This window comes from Rhizobium sp. AC27/96 (genome assembly GCF_001692325.1).
GTDB lineage: Bacteria > Pseudomonadota > Alphaproteobacteria > Rhizobiales > Rhizobiaceae > Rhizobium.
On the sequence record NZ_LXKN01000018.1, the window covers coordinates 631,778 to 651,241 of the forward strand.

Sequence of the window (19,464 nt, forward strand, 5' to 3'; positions counted from 1 at the left end):
AGATATTGTAAGGAAACACTCTCGTCACAAGCCGGCTCCAGATTAAATAATGGTTAGGAAAGTGACGAGTGCGGTACGCCCGGTCGCGAGAAATACCCAGGATTCACAACGTGTTATCGGCGCACGGGATTGTTACACTTCACCTCACGGCCCTTGCACTTGTTGGTGAAACGAACGTGATCAGCTCCATTGATTGAGATCATATCGAACCCGCGCGAAACGGCTCATGACTTGAGCGTGCTCGATTTCTTCAAACCGACGCACCTTAGGAAACACGAACCCATGTCTGCTCAAGAGAGCCGGCAGCAGCTCCTAATGGAGATCGAGATGTTCAAGACGTTCAAACCAGCCATCATGTTCGCCCTTGTGGGAACGACCTTTGCCGCGCTTGCGGTCTCATCTGTTCCCGGCGTTGCTGCAACTACCTGCGCGACAGACCTTCGGCTCACCAGAACAGAATTGAGCGAAGCCCCCGATGGTCAGCAAAAGACCGAAGCCATAGGCCTTTATTCAGCGGCACTGAATGCGCGCCGCGATGGACAGGACGGACAATGTCTCGGAGATCTAAACAGGGCCTCCACGGTACTTGCCTACGCCTCCTTGTATCCCGTCGACGCCGGCAATGTCGGCGTCAATCCGGCCTCAACGCCCTCCACTCCGGAGCATGGTCATGGCAATGGTGACCATCACGGGCATGGCCATCACTAGACCTGCACAAGTTCGACCGGCGGAGTTTCGTCTGGAGATGTCCGTCGAGGCAGGTGGTGTGAACCAGCTTTTGAGCTAACAGGCTATGGGCTACGGCGCAGGAAGAAGAAGCCGGTACCATAAGATATTCCGGCCGCGGCGGTCACTTCGCTCCCGATCTCCCCTTGCCTGCGCCAGCCGATAAATGACACGAGATTACAGCCCATAGGGAACGCGCCATCTATCGATTGCCCTCGCCACAGGCCGAGGGCAATCCTTTGACGAAGGCACAGGCTTAGGCCTGATGAGCCTCTGTCCCCTGTATGGCGGAAAGCTTCCAGTCGGAACCCGGCTTGCGCACGAAAGTCCACAGCTCGACGGTTTCCGAGGGATTGCGATCGTCGCCATCGACGAGCTTTCCCGTCGTGCGATCGACCATGGCATCGATGCTGGAATAACGCATGGCAAGCGTCGCATATTCGGCATTGTCTTCGCGCCAGGCCTCGGCGATATCGCCCTGCAGCAGGTGGACATCGGAAACGCTGTTGCGCACGCCGTTCGTTGCGTGTTCTCCGAGCTCTTCGGCCAGATAGGACATCGCCTCGGGCGTGGTCAGCCCACGCAACATTGCATAGTCTTCCTTGCCATAGGCCGACTGGACCTCAGTCAGAAGCTGTTCGAAACGATCAAGGTCAGCTTGTTGAAGCCCGATCTCGTCATTGGCCTGCCGCGTCTTCTGCGTAGCGGCGGCTGCCGCTGCTCCGCCGATTGCCGGAATGGAGAAGGAAGAGCGCGGGGATGCGCTCGGATTGCTCATCGCGCTCGTATTATAGGACGTGGCTGCTCCGGGCGCGGCAAACTGCGTGCGCTGGCGGTTTGCAAAAAAGCGCATGGCAAGGCTGACCGCTGCAATGATCAGGCCGATCTGCAGCAACATGCCGAGGAAGCCGAAGCCGCCGCCGAAGCCCTGTCCGATCAGCATGCCGAGAAGGCCGCCGGCAATCAATCCGCCGATCATCGATCCGCCGAAACCGCCAAAGAAGCCGGGACGCTGTTGCGCGCCCAGCGGCGGCTGCGTTGCAGTTTGCTGCTGCGGCGGCCGGGTCGTCATCGTCCGATCGATCGGAGCGGCTTGCGTCGGCGCTGTCCGCGTTACGGCTGGCGCGTCAAAGGTCCGGGTTCCACGGCTGCCGAACCCGCTGGAGCCACCGCGACGTGCGTCAGCATCGGCGAAGGTAGCCAGAACGGATACGGTGGCGAGGGTGACGATAGCTGCGATCTTGGCAAAACGAGGAACTGCACTGAGCATTGGCTCTCCCTGTGACACGGCGGAAACTATTCCGCCCGTATGTGGGTACGCCAAGTTGCGATTGTAAGTTCGTGCGCTCCAAAATTTTAGACGACATCGCATCGTGCATCGCCTGCCCGAGGGATTCTGCTTCGATCGGCGATCTCCCGCGAAGGGCTAACCTTCCTCGGCACCATCGAGCAAGCCGTCATAAACCTCCATGAGCGCATTGGTGATCGCCTGCCCAAGCGCATTGCCGGCCTCACGTAGATCGTCATCCGTACCGTCGCGCGCCGCCTTGGCGAGATCGAAGCCCTCCCCGCTGACGATCTGTTTTGCCACCTCGATCGCCCAGAGACCAAAGTCGCCACGATTATCTATCTTGATCGCTTCTTCCATTACATGTCCCGTTCATTCGTGGTGGTCAGGCATCTATACGCTCATGCCGAGCAAGACCAGCAGCGATCGCACGGCAATCGAGACGACGGTTGCGAGCGCTTCGGTCTGCTTAGAATATGGCGCCCGACCGTATATTGTCCATTCGATCGGCCGGCTTTGCCGAGGTTTCCGTCTGCACTGAGAGTGCGTCCAATTTCTCGGAATCCTCTCGCAAGTGCGGTGCAAAAGCCATTTTGGCGTTAGAAATTGTGGAAATACACCCTTCTGGCACCTGAAAGAGCAACAGGCCGCGTGACAATGACGGGCGGCAATGGAAATGATTCCGCTGTAACCAATGCGGGGAAGCATCATGACCACCACAAATGAAATCGCAGACAAGATTGCCGCTGATCACAAGCTCACCAAGGCTCAGGGCAAGGCAATCGTCGAAGCTGTTTTTGCGTCCATCGCCGGAGCAGCATCTTCCGGCGCCGAGACCTCTATTCCAGGCTTCGGCAAGTTCAAGGTCAAGGCCACGCCGGAACGCGAAGCGCGCAACCCGGGAACGGGCGCGACCATCAAGGTTGCTGCAGCAAAGAAACTCACCTTCACGCCGGCCAAGGCGCTCAAGGATGCGCTCAACAAGTAATCCCGGGTTTTGAGCCGTTGGGGCTCAAGGCATCGAGCGGCCGGCCCCATGAAGTGAGGCCGGCCCGCTAGCGTGACGCGATATAGGTCTTCAACGCCGCGGGTTCATCAGTCTGGATGGCGGAGATACCTGCGTCGATCAACCGACCCCAGATCGCTTCCGGATCTCTCAGCGCGGCGGAATCGGTAAAGCCCGCAGAGGAAACCGAATCGAGCGTGTTGACCCACAGCGCGATGCCGGCCTTCTGGAAAAGCGCCTTCCGTTCGGCAACCTGTTCAAGCCTGTCGAAATAGATCTCGCACAGGAATGGGTTCAGCTGAAACAGTAGATCAAGTTGACTATCCGCATCCGAGGTTTCGAGGCGCGTCTTGGCCATGAAGAGAACGGCCTGCGACGACACGTTGGCACGAATCCAGGCGAGATCGTCAGCGGTTTTCAGATTGCCCCAAAAATCGACCTGCTGGTCGACGCCCATTGCACGCGCACAGGCAATGACATCCGGGATCAACTGCCTGTCTTTGACATCGAGATGGATGAAAATGCGATCGCGCGTCAGCTCAAAGACATCTTTCAGGCACGGCAGCTTTTCGCCCGTCATCGGGTTGGCCTCGCCGCCATCCCGGTCACGCAAATTGAGGCTGGACAATTGCTGCAAGGTCAGCGCCTCCGGCTCCTGATTGAGGCCAGCCATGCGTTCGAGCGTATCGTCATGCAGAAGGAAAAGCTCGCCGTCGCTGCTGCGCCGGACGTCGATCTCGACCACATCGTAGCCGGCAGACATCGCCCGTTCGATCGAAAGAAGGCTGTTTTCCGGTGCGGCGCGCCAGATCCCACGATGAACGACGATCGCGCAGTCGCGTGTGGGATCGGCGACGTAGTCGATATAATTCATGACGCGCCCTTCCAGCCCCAGGCGAATCATCCACCACTGGCTGCTCCGGGCAGGGTCTATCATGCGATCTTGTCAGCTTTGCAAAGCGCGGGGCCCATCGCAGGCAGCGCCGAAAACGACGATCGCAGCCAACAGGCCGCGATCGAGAGAGATTGATTGTTGTTAAATAGCAGTCGCTTAGCCTTAGAAGTTCCAGTCTTCATCCTCGGTGGCAACAGCCTTGCCGATGACATAGGAAGAGCCCGAGCCGGAGAAGAAGTCATGGTTTTCATCGGCGTTCGGCGACAGCGCCGAAAGGATCGCCGGATTGACCTTGCAGGCCTCCGCCGGAAAGAGCGCTTCATAGCCGAGGTTCATCAGCGCCTTGTTGGCGTTGTAGTGCAGGAACTTCTTCACGTCCTCGGTCAGGCCGACACCGTCATAGAGTGACTCGGTGTATTTGGCCTCATTGTCGTAAAGTTCGAGCAGCAGATCGAAGGCGAAATCCTTGATTTCCTGCTTGCGCTCTTCCGACTGCCGATCCAGCTCGCGCTGGAACTTGTAGCCGATATAATAGCCGTGCACCGCTTCGTCGCGGATGATCAGGCGAATCATGTCGGCGGTGTTGGTGAGCTTGGCACGGCTCGACCAGAACATCGGCAGATAGAAGCCCGAATAGAACAGGAAGCTCTCGAGGAAGACGCTTGCGACCTTCTTCTTCAGCGAGTCGCCGGACGCATATTGTTCCATGATCAGCGTTGACTTGCGCTGCAGGAACTCGTTCTCCTCCGACCAGCGATAGGCATCATCAACGTCAGGCGTGGAGCACAGCGTCGAGAAGATCGAGGAATAGGACCGCGCATGCACGGCCTCCATGAAGGAGATGTTCGACAGCACGGCCTCTTCATGCTGCGTGGCGGCATCGGCCATCAGCTTCACCGAACCCACACCATTCTGGATGGTGTCGAGCAGGGTCAGGCCAGTGAAGACGCGGATGGTGAGCTGCTGCTCCTCCGGCTTCAGGGTCGCCCAGGACGGGATGTCATTCGAGAGCGGCACCTTTTCCGGCAGCCAGAAATTTCCGGTCAGGCGGTTCCAGACTTCAAGATCCTTGTCGTCTTCAATGCGGTTCCAGTTGATGGCGCGGATACGGCTTACCGGCTTGAATTGCATGTTCACGGGAATGTCCTTTTTCAAACCGGAAATCAAAGGGCGCAGGAAACGCAGCCCTGCACCTCGGTGCCGGACAGCGCCATCTGGCGAAGGCGGATGTAGTAGATGGTCTTGATGCCCTTCTTCCAGGCGTAGATCTGCGCCTTGTTGATATCGCGCGTGGTCGCGGTATCGCGGAAGAACAGGGTCAGGGACAGACCCTGGTCGACATGCTGGGTTGCCGCAGCATAGGTGTCGATGATCTTTTCCGGTCCGATCTCGTAGGCATCCTGATAGTAGTCCAGGTTGTCGTTTGTCATGAAGGCGGCCGGGTAATAGACGCGGCCGATCTTGCCTTCCTTGCGGATCTCGATCTTGGAGACGATCGGATGGATGGAGGAGGTCGAGTGGTTGATGTAGGAGATCGAGCCAGTCGGCGGGACAGCCTGCAGGTTCTGATTATAGAGACCACCCTTCATCACGGCCTGCTTCAGCTCGGCCCAATCTTCCTGCGTCGGGATGGCGATGCCGGCCTTTTCGAAGATCTCGGCGACGCGCTCGGTCGCAGGCACCCATGCCTGATCGGTATATTTGTCGAAATAGTCGCCGGAGGCATATTTCGAGTTCTCGAAGCCCTTGAAGCTCTGTCCGCGTTCGACCGCGAGGAGGTTCGAGGCGCGGATGGCGTGATAGGTCACCGTGTAGAAATAGATATTGGTGAAATCGACACCCTCTTCCGAGCCGTAGAAGATGCGCTCGCGAGCGAGATAGCCGTGCAGGTTCATCTGGCCGAGGCCGATGGCGTGGCTGTCATCATTGCCCTTCTCGATCGAAGGCACCGACGAAATGTGGCTCATGTCGGAAACTGCGGTCAGCGCGCGGATCGACATCTCGATCGTCTTGCCGAAATCCGGGCTATCCATCGCGGCGGCGATATTGAGCGAGCCGAGGTTGCAGGAGATGTCCTTGCCCAGATGAGTATAGGAGAGGTCTTCGCTATATTCGCTGGCTTCGCTGACCTGCAGGATTTCCGAGCAGAGATTGCTCATTGTGATGCGGCCGGCAACGGGGTTGGCACGGTTCACCGTGTCTTCGAACATGATGTAGGGATAACCGCTCTCGAACTGGATTTCGGCGATCACCTGGAAGAAGTCGCGCGCCTTGATCTTCTTCTTGCGGATACGGCTGTCAGCCACCATCTCGCGGTACTTTTCGGTCACCGAAATTTCCGTGAACGGTACGCCATAGACCCGTTCCACATCATAAGGCGAGAACAGATACATATCGTCGTTGTTCTTCGCGAGCTCGAAGGTGATGTCGGGAATGACCACGCCGAGCGACAGCGTCTTGATGCGGATCTTCTCGTCGGCATTTTCGCGCTTGGTATCGAGGAAGCGCATGATATCGGGGTGATGGGCATTGAGGTAAACCGCACCCGCACCCTGACGCGCGCCAAGCTGGTTGGCGTAGGAGAAGGAGTCTTCAAGCAGCTTCATCACCGGAATGATGCCGGAGGACTGGTTCTCGATATGCTTGATCGGCGCACCGGCCTCGCGAATATTGGTCAGAGACAGCGCCACGCCGCCACCGCGCTTGGAAAGCTGCAGGGCGGAATTGATGGCGCGGCCGATCGACTCCATGTTGTCTTCGACACGCAGCAGGAAGCAGGAAACCAGCTCGCCGCGCTGCTTCTTGCCGGCATTGAGGAAGGTCGGCGTCGCAGGCTGGAAGCGGCCGGAGATGATTTCGTCCACCATATCGTGGGCAAGCTGCTCATTGCCGCGCGCCAGCGCCAGCGCCACCATGCAGACGCGGTCTTCATAGCGCTCCAGATAGCGCTTACCGTCGAAAGTCTTCAGCGTGTAGCTGGTGTAATATTTGAAAGCACCGAGGAACGTCGGAAAGCGGAACTTCTTGCCATAGGCATGATCGAAGAGATCGCGCACGAAGTTGAACGAATATTGGTCCAGCACTTCCTGCTCGTAGTAGCCCTCGGTCACCAGATAATCGAGCTTCTCCCGCAAGTTATGGAAGAAGACGGTGTTCTGGTTAACGTGTTGCAGGAAATATTGCTTGGCCGCCATGCGGTCCTTGTCGAGCTGGATCTGCCCCTGCTCGTCATAGAGGTTCAGCATGGCGTTGAGGGCGTGATAGTCCAGTGCCGTTTCCGTGGCCTTCGCTGGCCGGTCGAGCGTTAGTGTGTCCAAAATCGTTCCAATCCGTGTCTGACATTCACGACATCATCGTCCGTACCCAGCAGCTCGAACCGGTAGAGGTAAGGCACCTGGCATTTGGTGGAGATGATATCGCCGGCGATACCGAAGGTCGCCCCGAAGTTGCTGTTGCCCGCGGCAATGACCCCGCGGATGTTTGAACGGTTATCCGCATCATTGAGGAAGCGGATAACCTGCTTGGGCACGGCACCCTTGCCACCTTCACCACAATAGGTAGGGACAATGAGAACGTAAGGACGGGCCACTCGAAGCTCTTCTCCCGCATTGAGAGGAATGCGAGCGGCCGACAGGGCGAGCTTGGCAACGAAGCGATGGGTGTTCTCGGATCTGCTGGAGAAATAGACGATCTCGCCCACCGCCTGGCTCCTCAGGCGAGAGAGCTGATCATGTCAGGGCGGAAACCGGCCCAATGCTGCTCACCGGCGATGACAACCGGTACCTGACGATAGCCGAGACCCTGCACGAGCTCGTAGGCTTCACTATCGGTGGACACGTCAATGATGGTGTAATCGATACCCTGGCGGTCGAGAGCGCGGGTGGTCGCGGTGCACTGGACGCAGGCAGGCTTGCTGTAGACGGTAATGCTCATTGGATATCCTCGTATAGTGATAGGCGTGCAGATGCGTTCGGGCACTGGTCGATGCCCGTGTTGCAGGATGAAAATGGAGACGGATGCGGTCGAAGACTGGCCGGTTAGAGGGCCGTCACTCGCATAGCCGGTTATCGGTACTCAAAAACATGGACTTCACCCCGAAGTTATTCTTGCGGGATCTTCGCGGGAGCGAGGGTAACAGCAATCATGCCGCACAGATCCACGCTCGCCATCCGGACACCCCGCCCGTGGACGTTATGCTCGAGGCAGGTCTCCTGGCTCGCGGGTCGCAGCATTCAATCTCGCCTTCCCAAGACACAAGTGTCTCAGTGGCCATGTCGAACGAACGCTCGCCGCTCACAGTTGCGGGGGCAGCTCCGGCTTGGCAATCATCATGACCGCCGACCGAATTCCCGTCTTAGCCTCCAATCCTTGCGAATCGAAGGAACCTCGAACACTATATATAGTATATGAGGTTAAAATTGCGTCAACTGGTTCCGCGTGCCGCCACGGATTTCAATGTTGATAATATGTGGATAGCACCACCAAACCCTGCATCTGCGGGGCTGGACAACCGTGGCGTTACTTTATAACAATCACTATGTAATGTTATTACATAAAGGATCATTCATGTCCCGCTTCAATCCCGGTACTCTCCTTGCGGCCTCGTCGCTGGCCTGCGCAATGCTGTTTCCATTTCCGTCCGTCGCAGATGAAGAAAGCAAGACGGAAAGCTGGAGATTATTCATCGCCGATCACAGCCTGCCCGTCGTCCATGTCGTAGATCTCGAGAGCGGCAAGGAAATCAGCCGCTTCGATATCGACGGATATGCCGGACTTTCGCTGAGCCAATCCGGCAGGACAGTCTTTGCCGTGCAGGGCGAGAAGAATGTGGTGCACACGCTGGACACCGGCATATCGCTTTCCGACCATGGTGAGCATCGCGATATCGAACTCTCCGACCCGAAATTGCTCTCGACAGTCATCAAGGGCAATAAGCCTGGTCACGTCGTCACCCATGGCGACGATGTGGCTATCTTCTATGATCGTGGCGGCAAATTCGATCTCCTCTCGGAAACCGATCTCACCAACGGCAAGGCCGACATTCGCGCATTCGGCACAACTGCCGCTCATCACGGCGTTGCCGTCCCGATGGGCAACCATCTCCTGGTGTCCGTGCCGAATATGGCCGTCCCCGTCAAGGATGGCGAATTGCCACCGCGCCTGGGCCTGCGGGTGCTCGACCGCAAAGGCGAGCAGGTCGGACAGGTCGAAACCTGCACCGGCCTACATGGTGAGGCGACATCCGCCCGGCTGGTTGCCTTCGGTTGCGAGGAAGGCGTCCTCGTCGTTCGCCCCGGCGGTATTGACGGCCCGAAGATCGAGATGCTCGCCTATGGTTCCGAGATGCCGAAGGGCAAGGTCGCGACCTTGCTCGGCGGCACGTCCATGCAATTCTTCCTGGGCAATTATGGGGAACGGAACATCGTCCTCATCGACCCCGATAACAAGGCCGAGCCCTACAAGCTGATCGAGTTGCCGACACGGCGTATCGACTTCGTGCTCGATGCGGCCGATCCACGCCACGCCTACGTCCTCACGGAAGACGGAAACCTGCATCGCATCGATGTGGTGAAAGGCGGCATAACGAAATCTGGAAACGTGACTGAACCCTACAGCAAGGATGGTCACTGGCGCGATCCGCGACCACGCCTCGTCATGGCCGGCAATCTCATCGCCATTACCGATCCACGCCATAGCTTGGTGCGTTTGGTCGACGGCAAGACATTGAAGGAGATCCGCAGCATTCCCGTCGAAGGACAGCCCTTTGCAATCGTCGCGGCCGGCGGCTCCGGTGCAGTCCATTAAGCCCCGCACACAGGCGATATTCATTCTACGGAAGGGAGTCGGTCGCTCGGACCGGCTCGCCATCCCATTAGACAACGAGGAAATTCGAACCGATGATCGCTTCAGGCGGCCCGCATGGGAAACACCGCTTTCCAGGAGGCTTCCACGCGACGCTTCAGCTCGTATGACAAAGCACAGACTGCGAAGGTCGCAACCGCGATCGGTATGAAGGATGATGCTGACAGCAGCCCTACCCGATCCAGTTCATAGGCGATGAGCAACATGACCGTTTGGTGCAGCACATAATAGGTGAGAATTGCCTTGTTAAGATAACGGACAACGGCATTTTCAGACCGGCACCAAATTCTCGCATAGCCGAGTATCGCCACGATGGCACACCATTGGAAGATGCCGCTGAACACTCTCCCCGTGAGCACACGCCAGATTTCGGGCGTATCCGACGGCAGGGCGGGAAAGAGCGATACCAGGCCGATAGCGCATGTGACGGCCAGGATCATCGCCGGCTTTCGCATACGAACGATGGTATCCCAATAATCGTCGCGGCTTGTCATGATTGCACCTAGCAGGAAGGACAGCAGGTAAGCAGCGTGGCTATACCAATCGGTCACGATATCCAGCGTCGGCGGAAAGGCCGGTCTCAGCAAGAGCTTGAGCAGAACGAAAAGCAAGGCCGGCATTATCAGCATCCACCAACCCGATAGCCATGCTGCCAGGCGATTTCCAACCTTGGACAACAGGTCTGGCCATATGGATACGGCAAGCGTTATCAGCGCGGTATAGAGCCACAGATAGGCCAGATACCAAAGGTGCTGCATGCCAACCAGCACTGCCTGCCCGCCGCTTGGTAACGAGACCGGAGTGAAGGTCACATAGTGCCAGAGGAGATCCGCAAAGCTGATGTCGACACCCTGGCCGGCGCGCAGCCACACGTACATCTGCGGAGGAATTAGGAACAGAAGACCCAAGACAAAGGGCATCAGCAACTGCCGCGTGCGCGCACTCCGCAAAGCGTCAGGAGAATGCCGCTTCAACAGCATACCTGTCACAGCGCCTGAAATAAGGAATAGCAACGACATGCGCCAGGGATGTGTCCACAGATGGATCACGTCGAAGACCGGCGAACTGTCCGGCGCCTTTAGCAGGAAGGTCCTCGAATTATACATCAAGCTGACGTGATAGAGGATCAGCAGCATAAATGCTGCAACCCTGACGAAGTCCAGATCGTGCCTGCGTGACATCCCCAACATGATTTAGCATTCTAGATTGCAACCCTTAATGGATTGCGAAAAAGATCATTACGAAATCTGGCCGAGCAAAAGCCAAGGGAGCTGACCGTGCCGACCCACGCTTAGGCGGAGGCCGCAGTCATCATGACTTCAGGGCCTCGGCCGGCCTCTGCTCGCGCGCAACGATTATCCGATCACCACCATGCGGTGCTTGACAGCAAAATCCCAGCCACCTATTGATACGTATCACTAATACGTATAACTAACTGGATGACAATGAGCAGCCGAGCAACGCAAAAGGATGTCGCAAGAGCAGCGGGGGTCTCTCAGGCCACCGTCTCCATGGTGCTGAGCGGCGGCGGCGCGTCCATTCCGGCGGAGACGTGGGAGCGGATCACAAAGGCGGCGAAAGATCTCGGCTATGTCCCGAACCGCTTCGCGCAAGCGCTGAAAACCAGCCGTTCGATGACCATCGCCTGTATCGTGCCCGATATCACCAATCCGTTCTATCCGTCGCTGATCCGCGGCATACAATCGATCGCCGACGGGCTGAATTATGATGTGATAACGGTCAATACCGACGGCACGCCGGAACGCGAGCGGCACTTTCTCGACTGGGCGCGGCAGGGAAGAGTGGACGGCGTGATTGGCGTCTTCTTCACCTTGAAGGCGAAGGACTTCAGTCCCCTGCTCGAGGCCGGCGTCCCCGTGGTGCGCATTGAATCATCGAAAAAACGCGGCGGGGATATCCCCGTCGACGACATCTATGTCGACAGCCGCGCGGCCGCTCAGGCGGTGACGGAGTATCTGCTCGGTCTCGGGCATAAGCGCATCGCGCTTGTCGCCGGTCGCGGCGGTCCGCAGGCTCATCGGATCGAGGGGTATCGCACGGCGCTGGCCGGGTTCGGGCATCCCGATCATGTCGTCATCGACGACGAGTTTTCCGAAATGGGAGGCATTCGCGCGGCCGAGAGCATCCTTAAAGGCAAATTTCAGCCAACAGCGATCTTCGCCGCAAACGACCTGATGGCGATCGGCGTGATGCAATCCCTGCGCGAGCGCCGCATTCGAATCCCCGAGGATATCGCCGTCGTCGGCTTCGACGACATTTCCGCCGCCAAGCTCGTTACCCCGACGCTGACGACGGTCGCGCAGTTTCAATGGAAAATGGGAGAACGTGCCGCGCAGACCCTCATGGATCGCCTGCGCGGAGAGAAGACCGGCGCAGGAACCGCTGTCGAAATGCCCTTCGACCTCATCGTCAGGGGCTCGACGAACAACCAATAAAAGCAAATCGGGAGGAGAAAACCGATGCATAGACGTACAGTTCTGAAGGCCGGCCTCGGCCTTGCCGCCCTGCCACTCATGTCCCGCCTCGCATTTGCGGCGGATCAGAAACCCGTATCCTTCTGGTATGAGTCCGCGTCCCCGGAAAACCAGGATAACCTCAAGAATATCCTGGTCGATCCGTTCAACGCTGCTCATCCCGAGGACCTTTTGAGCATCGACTTCCGCGGCTCCGACCTCGACAAGCAGCTGCGCGTCGCCATGCTCGCCAGCACCGGCCCCGATGTCGTTTTCACGGCCGGTCCGAGCTACGTTGCATCCATGGCGCAGGCTGGCCAATTGTTGCCTTTGGACGATTACGCCAAGAAATACGGGTGGAACGAGCGCCTGCTGCCGCTCTTCCTCGACCTTGGTCGTTATAACGGTAAGCTCTACGCGCTTGCCAAGACCTATGAAACCCTCGGCCTCTTCTACAACAAGACATTGTTCAGCCAGAACAAATGGAACGTGCCGGTGACACTCACCGAATTCGAGGCGCTTGCCGAGGAGATGAAGGCCAAGGGTCTCGTTCCCTTCGGCGCCGGCAATGCGGATTGGCGGCCTGCCAACGAGCATTACGTCTCAATCGCTTTCAATTCGATCGCTGGCCCGGAGAATGTCTACAAGGCGCTGACGGGTGCCATCCCCTGGACCGATCCGGCCTTCGTGCATTCGATCGACAAGCTCGCCGAGTGGTGGGACAAGGGCTACTTCGGCGACAACTACTTTTCGCTGACGCTCGAGCAGGCTTTCGCCCAGGTCGCCACCGGCCAGGCCGGCATGGCTCCCACGGGCACATGGAACTTCACCAACGTCCAGACCTATTTCCCGCAGAACAATTCAGAGCCGGGCTTTGTCGGCTTCCCGAGCGAAAAGGGCGACCCCATTTTCGCACTCGGCATCGGCTCGACGCTGTCAATCAATGCCAAATCGAGCAACGCCGATGGAGCAGCCACCGTTCTCGACTACATTTACTCGGATGACTACTACAGCAAGATCAATTCCGTCTGGCAGGGCGAATGGAACCTGCCGCTGGCCGATCTTTCCAAAGTCAAATTGTCCGACAAAGTGCTGCCTCTCTACGAGGAGGCAATGAAGGAACTGTCTGCTGCCGTCGGCGACGGCAAGTACGGCTATACGACCTGGACCTTCCTTCCGCCGGCGACAGACACCTACCTGGTCAGCGGGATGGAGGAAGTCTGGCTCAAGAAGACGAAGTCTACCGACTTCCTCAAGAAGCTCGACGAGACCTTCAAGCAGGAACGCGATGCCGGCAAGGCGCCCGCGGTCCCGCCGCGCGTCTAACCAGACCGCAGCAGGGTGGCGCAAGGCGCGCCGCCCTTCCCCGGAGGATATTATGCATCGACTTTATCTCGTCCCGACGATGATCATCAACATTGCCATCGTGCTCGTTCCAGCTTTGCTGACGGTGGCGCTCGCATTCTGCAATTGGGACGGTATTTCGGCCCCCACCTTTGCGGGTCTCGACAATTTCCGCGCCCTGGCCGCCGATCGCGTCTTCTGGTCGGCGCTTGGCAACAACATTATCTGGATGCTGGTCTTCCTGACCGTGCCGATCTTCATGGGGCTGTTGGCGGCCTCGATGCTGCTGATTGTTCGGCGCGGCAGCAACTTCTTTCAGGTCGTCTATTTCCTGCCCGTCGTCATCGCGACGGCGATTACAGCCCGCATCTGGCAGGGCATGATCTATAGCCCAGTGACTGGCGTCTTCGGCCTTCTCAAGAAATACGGCCTGCCGATCCCCAATCCGCTGACCCAGCCGCCGCTCGCGCTTTTCGGTGTCGCCACCGTCGACCTCTGGCATTGGTGGGGCTTTCTCTGCGTGATCTTTTACGCGGCGCTCCGCCAGGTGCCGCAGGAGCAGATCGAGGCAGCCCGCATCGAAGGCGCCACCTATTTCCAGATGATGCGCTACGTGCTGCTTCCCGGCATCAAGCCGACCATCATGCTGCTGATGATCATGACCGTCATCTGGTCGCTGCTGGCCTTCGATTTCGTCTATATCCTCACGCAGGGCGGTCCTGCCTTTTCGAGCGAGCTGCTTTCAACGCTCGCCTACCGCAAGGCCTTCTACGATCTGAACGTCGGACAGGCGGCAGCCGCAGCGTTGGTCATCAGCCTGTTCGGACTGGTCGGCACGTTCTTCTATGTTCGCATCCAAACCAGGGAGGGCGAGCAATGAGACTTGTCGAAAGCCGCCTGACCCTCTGGGTCTGCTACATCCTTCTGGGCATCTTCGCCTTTATCGCGCTCTTCCCGATCGCCCTTCTGGTGCTCAATTCGCTGAAGCCGGCGGCGCAGATCGTCCAGAACCCGCTCGGCCTGCCGCAGCCAATCCGCTGGCAGAACTTCGCCAATGCCTGGAATCATGCGAAATTCTCGAGGACCTTCATCAATTCGCTGATCGTCTCGGGCACGACCATTGCGCTCGTCTGCTCGACCTCGTCACTAACCGCCTATGTGATCGCACGCCGCAAGATCAAAAGCTGGAAGATCTTCACCTTCTACCTTCTGGCAACGACAACGGCGCCGATCCAGCTCTACATCTTCCCGCTCTATTTCGGCTTCGCAAAACTCGGCCTGATCAACAACATCTTCGGCGTGGCGCTGATCTATACAGCCCTTTACAGCCCCTTCGCCGTGATGCTGCTCAGGACCTATTTCATCGCGGTGCCGAAGGAGCTTGAGGAGGCGGCGATTGTCGATGGCGCCACGCATTGGCAGGTCTTCTGGCGCGTGATGCTCCCCATCGTCTCACCGGGCATTCTGACCGTGGCGCTGATCATCGGGTTGAATTCCTGGAACGAATTCCTGATCGCCACCACCTTCCTGCAGAAGCAGGAGAACACGACGGCCGTCATCGCCTTCTTTCTCCTGTCCGGCCAATACAGCTCCGACTGGGGCGAGATCATGGCTGCCGCCCTCATCATCGTCGTGCCGGTCGTGGTGCTTTTTGTCTTCATGCAGAAGCGCTTCATCGAGGGCATGGCCGGCGGCTCGGTCAAGGGTTGAATCATCTTTCAAGTACATATGGAGTTAGCAATGCAGCTTCCGAACGACTATCTCGAACGCGTCTATGCCGGCGTCCTGGGCAAGCTCATCGGTGTCTATCTGGGCCGCCCTTTCGAGGGATGGACCTATCAGAAGATCATGGAGGAGCTCGGGCCGATCGAATATTACGTGCATGAGCGTCTGAACCAGCCGCTTGTTGTGACCGACGACGACGTAGCCGGCACCTTCACTTTTGTTCGCGCGCTTGAAGACTATGGCATCAAGCCCGACCTCTCGGCCGAGGAGATCGGCAAGGCATGGCTCAACTATATCGTCGAGGAACGCGCCATCCTCTGGTGGGGCGGCAATGGCAACTCCACCGAGCACACCGCCTGGCTTAATCTCAAGAAGGGCGTGCCCGCGCCGCATTCCGGCTCGATCGCCTCGAATGGTCAGGCCGTCGCCGAGCAGATCGGCGCGCAGATCTTCATCGATGGCTGGGCCATGGTGGCCCCCGCTCAGCCGGAACTGGCGGCAAGGCTCGCCGACCAGGCGGGCAAGGTCAGCCATGACGGAGAATCCGTCTATGCCGCCATGCTCTGGGCCGCGATGGAGGCCGAAGCCTTTGTCGCCTCCGATATCGACCACCTGATCGATACCGGCCTGAAGCAGATCCCAGGCGACAGCTTGATTGCACGTTTGATCGCCGACATCCGCGCGTGGCACAAGGCTCATCCGGATTGGCGCGATACACGCCAGAAGATCCAGGACAAATACGGCTACGACAAATATCCCGGCAACTGCCATGTTGTGCCCAATCATGCGCTGATGATCATGTCGGTGCTCTATGCACCGGATGACTTCCAGAAGGCGCAGATGATCGTCAACACGTCGGGCTGGGATACCGACTGCAATGCTGGCAATGTCGGCTGCCTGCTTGGCATCATGAACGGGCTCGACGGCCTCTCGGAAGGTCCCGATTTCCGCGGCCCGATCGCCGACCGCATGCTGATATCCTCAGCCGATGGCGGCAACTCCATCAACGATGCTGTCCGCCAAGCGTATTTTCTTGCCAATCTCGGCATGCAGCTGGCGGGACGCCCCTCCCTTGAGGCGCCCAAGAATGGCGCGCAATTCCATTTCTCGCTTCCCGGCAGCCAACAGGGTTTCCGGCCGCAAACCGGTCTCGATGCCACAGGCTCCGTCCGCATCGGCAATACCGAGTTTGAAGGCAGCCGCGCGCTGACTGTCGACTATGAAGCACTCGGCCCCTCACAAAGCGCCGTCGTGACGACACCGACCTTTTCGCCGCGTGAAATGCTCGACATGCGGACCTACGATCTGATGGCGACGCCGCTCCTCTATTCCGGCCAGAAACTGAAGGCGCGCGTGAAAGCCGACGAGCGCAATCGCGGCACGATCGAAACGCGGCTGCGCATCCGGGTCTATGACGAACGCGACCAGCTTCGCGATATCGACGCAGCGCCGGTTGTCGTTCAGCCTGGTGCTGAAGCTCTGCTCGAATGGACCCTTCCCGACACCGGCGGTCAGCCGATTGCCGAGATTGGCATTGCCATCACTGGCACCGGCAAACGCGCCGATGGCCGGCTGATCGTCGACTATATTCGCTGGGACGGCGCACCGAACCTCACGCTCAAGCGCCCGGCCGGCGATGGCGATTTCTGGCGCATGGCCTGGGTCAACGGCGCAAGCTTCTTCTCGAAGCGCTTCCCGGCCGCGTTCCGCATCGCGCAGAACCGCGGCGAAGGCATCATCATCCACGGCACGCGTCAATGGACCGATTATCAGGCCTCCGGCAAGGTGATGATCCATCTCGGCAATTACGGCGGCCTTGCCGTGCGCGCGCAGGGCCTGCGTCGTTACTATGGCGCCCGTGTCACGCGCGACGGCAAGATGCAGATCGTGCGGGTGCGCGACGAGGATACAAAGGTGCTGGCTGAAACCGCCTTCAACACGGAATTCGAGAAGCACATCGCGATGAAGGTCAAGGCGGAAGGCACGCGTATCACCTTCGAGGCCGACGGCGTGTCGCTGACGGCCGAAGACACCTCCCCCGATGCCTTTCGCGATGGCGGCGTTGGGCTGCTTGTCCACGAAGGCGCTCTGTCGTCCAACGAGATCCGGATCGGAGCGGCATGATGGCAACCGTCACCATAGACAAGGCACGCAAGGCTTACGGCGCCGTGGATGTCCTCCACGGTGTCTCCGCCGATATTGCAGATGGAGAATTCGTCGTTCTCGTCGGTCCTTCCGGCTGCGGAAAGTCGACCTTGCTGCGGATGATCGCTGGCCTCGAAGACATCAGTGGCGGCACGATCAGCATCGGTGGCCGCGTGGTCAACGACTTGCCGCCCAAACAGCGCGACATCTCCATGGTCTTCCAGAATTACGCGCTCTATCCGCATATGACGGTTGCCGAGAACATGGCCTTCTCGATGACTCTCGCCGGCGCACCGAAGGCCGAGAAGCAGAAGCGCGTGGCACAGGCGGCGCAAATCCTCGGCCTGACCGAGCTGCTCGGGCGCTATCCACGCCAGCTGTCCGGCGGGCAGCGGCAGCGCGTGGCCATGGGCCGCTCGATCGTCCGCAATCCGCAGGTCTTCCTGTTTGACGAACCCTTATCCAACCTCGACGCCAAGCTTCGCGTGGCCATGCGCGCCGAAATCAAGAGCCTGCATCGACGCCTTGCCACGACCACCGTCTATGTCACCCACGACCAGGTCGAGGCGATGACCATGGCAGACCGCATCGTCGTGATGAATGGTGGCCGCATCGAGCAGGTCGGCAGGCCACTGGAGCTTTACGACAATCCTCACAGCACATTCGTCGCCGAGTTCATCGGCTCTCCGGCGATGAATCTGTTGAAGGGACGCTTCGACAATGCCGGCGGCCGGGCCGTGTTCAGAACGAATGACGGCATATTGCTGCCTCTGCCCGCAGGCGCCGCCGAGATGGCGGGCACGGATGCTATCTATGGCATTCGCCCGGAATATTTCGCCATCTCGCCTGCCAATACAGGCATTCCGGCCCGCGTCGTGGTGGTCGAGCCGCTGGGTTCGGAAACGCAAGTGACAGCGAAAGTCGGCGAGCAGACAATCGTCATCGTTTTCCACGAGCGGATCAGCATGGAGCCCGATGAAATCGTCTGGCTGCAGCCGCAAGCAGAGCGCGTCTGCCTGTTCGATGCCAACGGGCGGCGCATCGCCGATGCCAACACAGGCAAAATCCTCGAACACGCCTGAACTGGGAGGCTTTGCCGCAAATCATAGAAGCACTTGCGCTGCTACCCCACGGACACCGCGCAGAGCTTTGCAAAATGCCGGCCAGATCAAGCGATCGGGCCGGCAATTCCCGTTCGCACGGACATCTCGGCCAAACTGACGTCGAGCGTCGCGGGATCGATCGACTGGCGCACCTGCAGCAGCATCTCGCCGAGATCGACCATCATCTCCCGCACGAACTTCTCGGTGCGGGCGCGGTCTCCCGACACGATGAGACGGAGCAGCGAAATATGGCTCTCGATCATCGTTTCCATCGATGCACTGGGACCGAGATAGGTATGGAATATCCAGCCGGTGCGGCGATAGAGCGTTTGAAGCGGGATGAGCGTGTTGGCGAGAAGCGGCTCCCCGGATGCCGTCAGGATTGCCTTGTTGAGCAACCGATCGGTGAAGTTGAACCGTTCAAGGCTGAGATCGGCCTTTGAAGCCTCCATATCCGCGATGAAGGTTCTGAGGATCATGTGATCCTGTGGCGTCGCCCGCTCGCTCGCCAGCCCGCAGCCGATCACTTCCATCTCCGTGCGCAGGGGCAGCAATGTCCTCTCCTGCGCCAGATTGACCGGCGCTACACGCAGACCCGAGCGCGGGCTGACGTGAATGAGCTGGTTGCTGGAAAGGCGCTTGACCGCATCGTGAACGGGCGTACGGCCGAGGCCGGATTGCTGTTGCAACTGCTGGATTGTGTAGCGCGCGCCCGGCAGCAGCTCCGTCGAAACGATCATGCTTTCAAGGCGATCATAGGCTTCCTCAGACAGGCTCCGGGATTGCTTTTCTTTCTTCGTCATCGCGCTGTCGATCTTCTCTCGCCCGGCCTGGCCGTCGCTTCTCATATCCGATCCACAGGGATCGGCATTGACTTTCGGCTGCATATATCAAAT

The 19,464-nt window shown here is 58.7% G+C and carries 18 protein-coding genes and 1 riboswitch; of the genes, 9 read left to right on the plus strand and 9 right to left on the minus strand.

Annotated elements, in window-relative coordinates; genetic code table 11:
• Positions 1-189: 189 nt before the first annotated feature.
• Positions 190-708 carry a hypothetical protein gene (locus A6U86_RS16565; protein ID WP_244509954.1) on the plus strand — a complete coding sequence of 173 codons (519 nt, stop codon included), beginning with the start codon at positions 190-192 and terminating at the stop codon, positions 706-708.
• A gap of 274 nt (positions 709-982) precedes the next feature.
• Here the strand turns inward: A6U86_RS16565 and A6U86_RS16570 are convergent, their stop codons facing one another.
• Both A6U86_RS16570 and A6U86_RS16575 read right to left on the minus strand, forming a co-directional pair.
• Positions 983-1,996, minus strand: coding sequence for a Tim44 domain-containing protein (locus A6U86_RS16570; RefSeq protein ID WP_068393252.1), 1,014 nt, complete (start codon positions 1,994-1,996; stop codon positions 983-985).
• Between the two features lie 156 nt (positions 1,997-2,152).
• Positions 2,153-2,374 (minus strand): hypothetical protein, encoded by a 222-nt coding sequence (locus tag A6U86_RS16575; RefSeq protein ID WP_068393254.1) that lies wholly within the window; start codon positions 2,372-2,374, stop codon positions 2,153-2,155.
• A gap of 349 nt (positions 2,375-2,723) precedes the next feature.
• Here A6U86_RS16575 and A6U86_RS16580 point away from each other — a divergent pair, with 349 nt between their 5' ends.
• Positions 2,724-3,002, plus strand: coding sequence for an HU family DNA-binding protein (locus A6U86_RS16580; RefSeq protein ID WP_068394033.1), 279 nt, complete (start codon positions 2,724-2,726; stop codon positions 3,000-3,002).
• A gap of 67 nt (positions 3,003-3,069) precedes the next feature.
• Here the strand turns inward: A6U86_RS16580 and A6U86_RS16585 are convergent, their stop codons facing one another.
• The 5 genes from A6U86_RS16585 to nrdH form a co-directional block, all read right to left on the minus strand.
• Positions 3,070-3,894, minus strand: coding sequence for a glycerophosphodiester phosphodiesterase family protein (locus A6U86_RS16585; protein ID WP_068394034.1), 825 nt, complete (start codon positions 3,892-3,894; stop codon positions 3,070-3,072).
• A gap of 183 nt (positions 3,895-4,077) precedes the next feature.
• Complete coding sequence (gene nrdF / locus A6U86_RS16590) at positions 4,078-5,052, minus strand: class 1b ribonucleoside-diphosphate reductase subunit beta (RefSeq protein WP_068394036.1); 975 nt, start codon at positions 5,050-5,052, stop codon at positions 4,078-4,080.
• A gap of 26 nt (positions 5,053-5,078) precedes the next feature.
• Positions 5,079-7,232: a class 1b ribonucleoside-diphosphate reductase subunit alpha gene (gene nrdE / locus A6U86_RS16595; protein WP_068393257.1), complete on the minus strand. Its 2,154-nt coding sequence runs from the start codon at positions 7,230-7,232 to the stop codon at positions 5,079-5,081.
• Positions 7,220-7,615 (minus strand): class Ib ribonucleoside-diphosphate reductase assembly flavoprotein NrdI, encoded by a 396-nt coding sequence (gene nrdI, locus A6U86_RS16600; protein WP_068393260.1) that lies wholly within the window; start codon positions 7,613-7,615, stop codon positions 7,220-7,222. The genes nrdE and nrdI overlap by 13 nt, the downstream gene beginning before the upstream one ends.
• Positions 7,616-7,626: 11 nt before the next feature.
• Positions 7,627-7,848 (minus strand): glutaredoxin-like protein NrdH, encoded by a 222-nt coding sequence (gene nrdH / locus A6U86_RS16605; protein WP_034479171.1) that lies wholly within the window; start codon positions 7,846-7,848, stop codon positions 7,627-7,629.
• Positions 7,849-8,098: 250 nt separating this feature from the next.
• Positions 8,099-8,319, minus strand: a riboswitch (cobalamin riboswitch).
• Positions 8,320-8,535: 216 nt separating this feature from the next.
• On the opposite strand from nrdH, the gene A6U86_RS16610 reads away from it, so the two are divergent.
• Positions 8,536-9,720, plus strand: a complete 1,185-nt coding sequence (locus tag A6U86_RS16610; RefSeq protein WP_141683735.1) for a metallochaperone AztD — start codon at positions 8,536-8,538, stop codon at positions 9,718-9,720.
• A 101-nt stretch (positions 9,721-9,821) separates the two neighbouring features.
• Here the strand turns inward: A6U86_RS16610 and A6U86_RS16615 are convergent, their stop codons facing one another.
• The gene (locus A6U86_RS16615; RefSeq protein ID WP_244509956.1) at positions 9,822-10,967 is read right to left on the minus strand and encodes an acyltransferase family protein; all 1,146 of its coding nucleotides are present in this window, start codon (positions 10,965-10,967) and stop codon (positions 9,822-9,824) included.
• A 255-nt stretch (positions 10,968-11,222) separates the two neighbouring features.
• Between A6U86_RS16615 and A6U86_RS16620 the strand changes: the two genes are divergently transcribed.
• From A6U86_RS16620 to A6U86_RS16645, 6 genes are read left to right on the plus strand one after another with little or no spacing between them, the layout of a single operon-like run.
• Positions 11,223-12,233, plus strand: coding sequence for a LacI family DNA-binding transcriptional regulator (locus A6U86_RS16620; protein WP_068394038.1), 1,011 nt, complete (start codon positions 11,223-11,225; stop codon positions 12,231-12,233).
• 24 nt (positions 12,234-12,257) lie between these two features.
• Positions 12,258-13,577, plus strand: a complete 1,320-nt coding sequence (locus A6U86_RS16625) for an ABC transporter substrate-binding protein (RefSeq protein WP_068393268.1) — start codon at positions 12,258-12,260, stop codon at positions 13,575-13,577.
• A gap of 52 nt (positions 13,578-13,629) precedes the next feature.
• Positions 13,630-14,475 (plus strand): carbohydrate ABC transporter permease, encoded by an 846-nt coding sequence (locus A6U86_RS16630; protein ID WP_083196857.1) that lies wholly within the window; start codon positions 13,630-13,632, stop codon positions 14,473-14,475.
• The gene (locus tag A6U86_RS16635) at positions 14,472-15,305 is read left to right on the plus strand and encodes a carbohydrate ABC transporter permease (RefSeq protein WP_068393272.1); all 834 of its coding nucleotides are present in this window, start codon (positions 14,472-14,474) and stop codon (positions 15,303-15,305) included. Before A6U86_RS16630 ends, A6U86_RS16635 begins: the two co-directional genes overlap by 4 nt.
• A gap of 30 nt (positions 15,306-15,335) precedes the next feature.
• On the plus strand, positions 15,336-17,444 hold the full coding sequence (locus tag A6U86_RS16640) for an ADP-ribosylglycohydrolase family protein (protein ID WP_068393275.1): 2,109 nt from the start codon (positions 15,336-15,338) through the stop codon (positions 17,442-17,444).
• Entirely contained in the window at positions 17,444-18,547 is a 1,104-nt protein-coding gene (locus tag A6U86_RS16645) for an ABC transporter ATP-binding protein (protein ID WP_068394042.1), read from the plus strand. Before A6U86_RS16640 ends, A6U86_RS16645 begins: the two co-directional genes overlap by 1 nt.
• An 86-nt stretch (positions 18,548-18,633) precedes the next feature.
• Here A6U86_RS16645 and A6U86_RS16650 read toward each other — a convergent pair whose 3' ends face one another.
• Complete coding sequence (locus tag A6U86_RS16650) at positions 18,634-19,416, minus strand: GntR family transcriptional regulator (RefSeq protein ID WP_158008760.1); 783 nt, start codon at positions 19,414-19,416, stop codon at positions 18,634-18,636.
• Between the last annotated feature and the right edge of the window lie 48 nt (positions 19,417-19,464).

What these genes read in the sequence shown, in the direction of transcription:
- A6U86_RS16570 (WP_068393252.1), bottom strand. Translation starts at nt 1,996, where the DNA reads ATGCTCAGTGCAGTTCCTCGTTTTGCCAAGATCGCAGCTATCGTCACC.
- A6U86_RS16575 (WP_068393254.1), bottom strand. Translation starts at nt 2,374, where the DNA reads ATGGAAGAAGCGATCAAGATAGATAATCGTGGCGACTTTGGTCTCTGG.
- A6U86_RS16580 (WP_068394033.1), top strand. Translation starts at nt 2,724, where the DNA reads ATGACCACCACAAATGAAATCGCAGACAAGATTGCCGCTGATCACAAG.
- A6U86_RS16585 (WP_068394034.1), bottom strand. Translation starts at nt 3,894, where the DNA reads ATGAATTATATCGACTACGTCGCCGATCCCACACGCGACTGCGCGATC.
- nrdH (WP_034479171.1), bottom strand. Translation starts at nt 7,848, where the DNA reads ATGAGCATTACCGTCTACAGCAAGCCTGCCTGCGTCCAGTGCACCGCG.
- A6U86_RS16610 (WP_141683735.1), top strand. Translation starts at nt 8,536, where the DNA reads ATGCTGTTTCCATTTCCGTCCGTCGCAGATGAAGAAAGCAAGACGGAA.
- A6U86_RS16615 (WP_244509956.1), bottom strand. Translation starts at nt 10,967, where the DNA reads ATGTTGGGGATGTCACGCAGGCACGATCTGGACTTCGTCAGGGTTGCA.
- A6U86_RS16620 (WP_068394038.1), top strand. Translation starts at nt 11,223, where the DNA reads ATGAGCAGCCGAGCAACGCAAAAGGATGTCGCAAGAGCAGCGGGGGTC.
- A6U86_RS16625 (WP_068393268.1), top strand. Translation starts at nt 12,258, where the DNA reads ATGCATAGACGTACAGTTCTGAAGGCCGGCCTCGGCCTTGCCGCCCTG.
- A6U86_RS16630 (WP_083196857.1), top strand. Translation starts at nt 13,630, where the DNA reads ATGCATCGACTTTATCTCGTCCCGACGATGATCATCAACATTGCCATC.
- A6U86_RS16635 (WP_068393272.1), top strand. Translation starts at nt 14,472, where the DNA reads ATGAGACTTGTCGAAAGCCGCCTGACCCTCTGGGTCTGCTACATCCTT.
- A6U86_RS16640 (WP_068393275.1), top strand. Translation starts at nt 15,336, where the DNA reads ATGCAGCTTCCGAACGACTATCTCGAACGCGTCTATGCCGGCGTCCTG.
- A6U86_RS16645 (WP_068394042.1), top strand. Translation starts at nt 17,444, where the DNA reads ATGGCAACCGTCACCATAGACAAGGCACGCAAGGCTTACGGCGCCGTG.
- A6U86_RS16650 (WP_158008760.1), bottom strand. Translation starts at nt 19,416, where the DNA reads ATGAGAAGCGACGGCCAGGCCGGGCGAGAGAAGATCGACAGCGCGATG.